This window comes from uncultured Campylobacter sp., assembly GCF_937997595.1.
GTDB lineage: Bacteria > Campylobacterota > Campylobacteria > Campylobacterales > Campylobacteraceae > Campylobacter_B.
The window spans coordinates 1-1,785 of the sequence record NZ_CALKTS010000257.1 but is presented as its reverse complement, the minus strand read 5'-3'; the positions used below and the strand labels follow the sequence as shown (position 1 = coordinate 1,785).

Annotated in this window: 3 protein-coding genes; all 3 read right to left on the bottom strand. The window is 49.1% G+C overall.

Annotation, left to right across the window (positions count from 1 at the left end):
* Positions 1-506: 506 nt before the first annotated feature.
* Positions 507-629, bottom strand: a complete 123-nt coding sequence (locus tag Q0614_RS08570) for a hypothetical protein (protein ID WP_298788031.1) — start codon at positions 627-629, stop codon at positions 507-509.
* A 555-nt stretch (positions 630-1,184) separates the two neighbouring features.
* Positions 1,185-1,310 carry a hypothetical protein gene (locus Q0614_RS08565; protein ID WP_298788029.1) on the bottom strand — a complete coding sequence of 42 codons (126 nt, stop codon included), beginning with the start codon at positions 1,308-1,310 and terminating at the stop codon, positions 1,185-1,187.
* Between the two features lie 278 nt (positions 1,311-1,588).
* The coding region (locus Q0614_RS08560; RefSeq protein WP_298788027.1) for a glycerate kinase at positions 1,589-1,785 on the bottom strand (197 nt) is incomplete at its 5' end.

Below are 1,785 nucleotides of genomic sequence, written 5' to 3'. Positions count from 1 at the left end.
CTGCGGCGAGATGTGATTGCGAGCGAACCGAAACGGCGCGAATTTAAGCAGGCGCAGTTTTAAATCGTATTGCGATCGCACCGAATTTAAGTGTAAATGCCCGCAGCGGCGCACTCCGTGTATGCCGGCTAGGCGGATCATGCGATTTTAATTTACTCGGGCGGGTGCGGCAGCGAACGCTCGTGGAGCCTTTTTGCTTTCGCGGTTTTACTACCTTGCTTCGGGCAAATTTTATGAGTGTTCGCAGTCGCGCGGATGCGTCCGAAGCGTCGCGCGCTTTAAATTTAATTTAGCCTAGGCGCGCGAATTCGATGCTTTAAACTATAAAATCAATAAATTCTGCCCGCGCCTGTGCGTCTTTTGCGTCCTAAAAGCGATAAATTTGGCGTGCCTGCACCGCCGCCGTAGATACGCTAGGCGCGAGGGTTTTCTGCATTCGTCGCTTGGAATTTTGATATTTGATTTTAGCTTGACGACCTGGTCGGTACGTGCCCGTGCCGTAAATTTTAAAATAGAGCTTTATAAAATTTCACGGCGCCGATTACAAATGAAATTTTATAAATTTTATCGTAAAAACACAGCGCGATCGGAGTAAATTTAACGCAAGCCCGGCCCTGTCGTAGCGGCATACGGCGGCTGCATCTGCACTAAATTTAGCGATAAGCAAATCCGCGATCTTAATAATACAAAATTTACGCAGACGCAGCCCGCCTTTCATCAAAGCGTCATCGGAAGGCTGGCGGGCTTTGCGAGCGAGCGGAGTAATGCGCCGCTGTTATCTTTGCAAGAAGCGCGATCTTGCGATTGAGCTGTCCTTTCGCCTCAAGACGGACATATCGTAGGCTAAAATTTAAACGGAATTTTAAAAGAGGATAGCTGCTTTTAAATTTATGTTGCAAATCTCATAGGCTGCGAATATGGCGTTAAATTTTAAAATTCTATCTGCTTTAATCACGTCTTGAGGTTGTATTGTGAGGGCTAGCAAGTCGCCTGATTAAAAAATGGATTTTAAATCATTCCTAGCGTATATGCTTGCGCAGTAAAGTAAAATTTTGCGCCGGAAATTTCACGCCGCTATGTCACTGCCGAGCCGCCCGCCGTCTTAACTCTCATCCGATCACTCCGTATTTTCAAACGCGCTAGAATTTCGGTAAAGCTCCGCTTTAATGTAAAATTTTATCTACTTACCGTGGTCTGTGGTTGATGAAATTTTGCCGTCCGTCGCAAGCTGTACGCGGTATTTGCTTGCCGCGCATGCACGTCATAGCCCATATCCCCTTGCCGCAAGCCGCCGCTTTACCAACGTCCATCGTTTTATGGCTCTCGCCTGCTTCTTCGCGTATATTTTTGTGCCTTGTAAGCTGCGCGTCACCGCATCTGCGTCAAGATCGCGCCGTGCCTTTAAAGCACGCAAATCTATCCTGCATAAAATTTCGCTTCTTCGCTGTACTCGCTTTCTGCCGCACTTTGTCGTGCTTGTCTGCCGCGAGCCGTCGCCGCCTTATTTCGCAACCGCACATGCCACGCATACATACCGCGCTCGTTGTAAGCTCTAGCGGGCGCGCCTTAAAATTTCAGCCCAAAAGCCCTATTTGGCGCCGCGTCCGAGCAAGAACAATCTCATCGCTTGTTCGGCGACGCGGGCTAAATTTTGTGTCGCGGTCTCTTTTTCCATTGCGCGCTCAAGGCTCATAGGTTCGTTTAGGATGCAAAAAAATGCGCCTATACCCCGCTCATTACAGCCGCCGGCACAGGGCGAGATACCGCCTGCCAGCGCGATTACGG

Excerpts from the sequence above, each read along its gene's own strand:
- Q0614_RS08570 (WP_298788031.1), bottom strand. The coding sequence starts at position 629 with ATGCCGCTACGACAGGGCCGGGCTTGCGTTAAATTTACTCCGATCGCG.
- Q0614_RS08565 (WP_298788029.1), bottom strand. The coding sequence starts at position 1,310 with ATGGACGTTGGTAAAGCGGCGGCTTGCGGCAAGGGGATATGGGCTATG.